Genomic DNA, 2955 nt, shown 5'->3' on the forward strand with positions numbered 1-2955 from the left:
GAACTCCACGGTGCCCGCGCCCACGTAGCCCACGGCCCGCGCCGCGGCCACGGCCGCCTCGCCCATCTCGCGGCGGCGCTGCGGCGTCATGCCCGGCGCGGGCGCTTCTTCCAGCACCTTCTGGTGGCGCCGCTGCACCGAGCAGTCGCGCTCGAACAGGTACACACCATTGCCGTGGGCATCGCAGAACACCTGGATCTCGATGTGGCGCGGCCGGGTCACGTAGCGCTCCACCAGCACATGGTCGTCGCCAAAGCTGGAGCGCGCCTCGCGCTTGCAGGAGGCCAGCGCGCCTTCGAACTCCTCGGCCGAGTGCACCGCACGCATGCCCTTGCCACCCCCGCCGGCACTGGCCTTGATCAGCACCGGAAAGCCGATGGCGCGCGCCTGCGCCAGCAGGAAGTCGCTCTCCTGGCGATCGCCGTGGTAGCCCGGCACCAGCGGCACACCGGCCTTTTCCATCAGGGCCTTGGCCGCGGCCTTGCTGCCCATCGCGGCAATCGCCGAGGCGGGCGGGCCGATGAAGACGATGCCCGCATCCGCACAGGCCTGGGCGAAGACCTCGTTCTCGCTGAGGAAGCCGTAGCCCGGGTGGATGGCCTGCGCGCCGGTGGCACGCGCCACCTCCAAGATGCGTTCGTGGCGCAGGTAGCTCTCGCGCGGCGCCGGCCCTCCGATGTGCACGGCCTCGTCGCACACCTGCACGTGCTTGGCCTGGGCGTCGGCATCGGAATACACCGCCACGGTGCGGATGCCCAGGCGGCGGGCCGTGGCCGCCACGCGGCAGGCGATCTCGCCGCGGTTGGCAATCAGGATCTTCTTGAACATGCACAGACCTTCGTGTCGTTGAACGGGCAAGCGGCTCACACACCGGCCCAGGGCGGGCTGCGCTTGTCGAGGAAGGCGCGCACCCCGGCGCGGCCCTCATCGCTTGCACGGATGTCGGCAATCCGCCGCGCGGTGTCCTCGCGCAGCGCCGCGCTGATCGGCTGGCCTGCGACGTCGTGCACCAGGCGCTTGCAGGCCTTCACCGCCTGCGGGCTGTTGGCCACCAGGGCCGCGACGATCGCATCGACGCGCTCGTCGATCGCCTCGGCCGTACACAGCTCGTGCACGAAGCCCAGGCGATGCGCTTCGGCCGCGCTGAAGCGTTCGGCGGTGAGGAAGTAGCGCCGCGCGGCCTGCTCGCCCATCGCGCGGATCACATAAGGACTGATGGTGGCCGGCAGCAGGCCCAGCTTCGCTTCGGACAGGCAGAACTGCACGCCCTCGGCCGCCACGAGCACGTCGCACACGGCCGCCAACCCCACACCGCCGGCATAGCAGTCGCCGTGGATGCGCCCCACCACCGGCAGCGGGCAGCGATAGAGCGTCCACAGCATCTCGGCCAGGCGCGCCGCGTCGTCGCGGTTTTGCTCCCAGGTGTAGTCGGCCATCGCGCGCATCCAGTTCAGATCGGCGCCTGCGCTGAAGGCCTTGCCGTGCGCGCCCAGCACCACCGCGCGCAGCGAGGCGTCGCGGCCCAAGGCCTGGAACGTCTCGGTCAGCTCAGCGATGGTGGCATCGTTGAAGGCATTGCGGACCTCCGGCCGGTTGAGCCAGACACGGGCCACGGGGCCATCGATGCGGATGTCGAGGGTGGCGGGCATGGAGCCTCCTGAGCTCAGATGCGAAAGACGCCGAAGCGTGTGTCCGGGATGGGGGCATTCAGACTGGCGCTCAGGCCCAAGGCCAGCACGCGGCGCGTGTCGGCCGGGTCGATGACACCGTCGTCCCACAGCCGGGCCGAGGCGTAGTACGGGTGTCCCTGCTCCTCGTACTGCTGGCGGATCGGGGCCTTGAAGGCCTCTTCCTCCTCGGCGCTCCAGGTGCCGCCCTTGGCCTCGATGCCGTCGCGCTTGACGGTGGCCAGCACGCTGGCGGCCTGCTCGCCGCCCATCACGCTGATGCGCGCATTCGGCCACATCCACAGGAAGCGGGGCGAATAGGCCCGGCCGCACATGCCGTAGTTGCCGGCCCCGAAACTGCCACCGATGATCACGGTGAACTTCGGCACCTGGGCGCAGGCCACGGCCGTCACCATCTTCGCGCCGGCGCGGGCGATGCCCTCGTTCTCGTACTTGCGGCCCACCATGAAGCCGGTGATGTTTTGCAGGAAGACCAGCGGCACCTTGCGCTGGCAGCACAGCTCGATGAAATGTGCCCCCTTGTTGGCGCTTTCGCTGAAGAGGATGCCGTTGTTGGCCACGATGCCCACCGGCATGCCCTCGATGTGGGCGAAGCCGCACACCAGGGTGCTGCCATAGCGGGCCTTGAACTCGTCGAACTCGCTGGCATCGACGATGCGCGCGATGACCTCGCGCACATCGAAGGGCTTGCGCGTGTCGGTGGGGATCACGCCATGCAGCTCTTCGGGCGCATACTTCGGCGGGCGCGGCGGCACGCAGGCCAGCGGCTGGGGCTTGCGCCGGTTCAAGCGCGCCACCGCGGCGCGCGCCAGCGCCAGCGCGTGCAGGTCGTTTTCGGCCAGGTGGTCGGCCACGCCCGACAGGCGCGTGTGCACGTCCCCGCCGCCCAGGTCCTCGGCGCTGACCACCTCGCCGGTGGCCGCCTTCACCAGCGGCGGGCCACCCAGGAAGATGGTGCCCTGGTTCTTCACGATGATGGCCTCGTCGCTCATCGCCGGCACGTAGGCACCGCCTGCGGTGCACGAGCCCATCACCACCGCCAGCTGCGGGATGCCGGCCGCGCTCATCGTGGCCTGGTTGTAGAAGATGCGCCCGAAGTGATCGCGGTCGGGAAAGACCTCGTCCTGGTTGGGCAGGTTGGCCCCGCCGCTGTCCACCAGGTAGATGCAAGGCAAGTGGTTCTGCTGGGCCACCTCCTGCGCACGCAGGTGCTTCTTCACCGTCATGGGGTAGTACGTGCCCCCTTTGACAGTGGCGTCGTTGCAGA

At 69.6% G+C, this 2955-nt stretch carries 3 protein-coding genes; all 3 read right to left on the minus strand.

The annotated features are described in order from the left end of the window. The coding region (locus tag ACK42S_RS16905; protein WP_409710296.1) for a biotin carboxylase N-terminal domain-containing protein at window positions 1-828 on the minus strand (828 nt) is incomplete at its 3' end. A gap of 35 nt (window positions 829-863) precedes the next feature. Beyond that, the gene (locus ACK42S_RS16910) at window positions 864-1649 is read right to left on the minus strand and encodes an enoyl-CoA hydratase/isomerase family protein (protein ID WP_409710299.1); all 786 of its coding nucleotides are present in this window, start codon (window positions 1647-1649) and stop codon (window positions 864-866) included. A 14-nt stretch (window positions 1650-1663) separates the two neighbouring features. Beyond that, window positions 1664-2955, minus strand: a 1292-nt coding sequence (locus ACK42S_RS16915; protein WP_409710302.1) for a carboxyl transferase domain-containing protein, incomplete at its 5' end; no start/stop codon positions are given.

The sequence above is a fragment of the Caldimonas sp. genome (genome assembly GCF_046289365.1).
GTDB lineage: Bacteria > Pseudomonadota > Gammaproteobacteria > Burkholderiales > Burkholderiaceae_C > Caldimonas.

What these genes read in the sequence shown, in the direction of transcription:
- ACK42S_RS16910 (WP_409710299.1), bottom strand. Translation starts at nt 1,649, where the DNA reads ATGCCCGCCACCCTCGACATCCGCATCGATGGCCCCGTGGCCCGTGTC.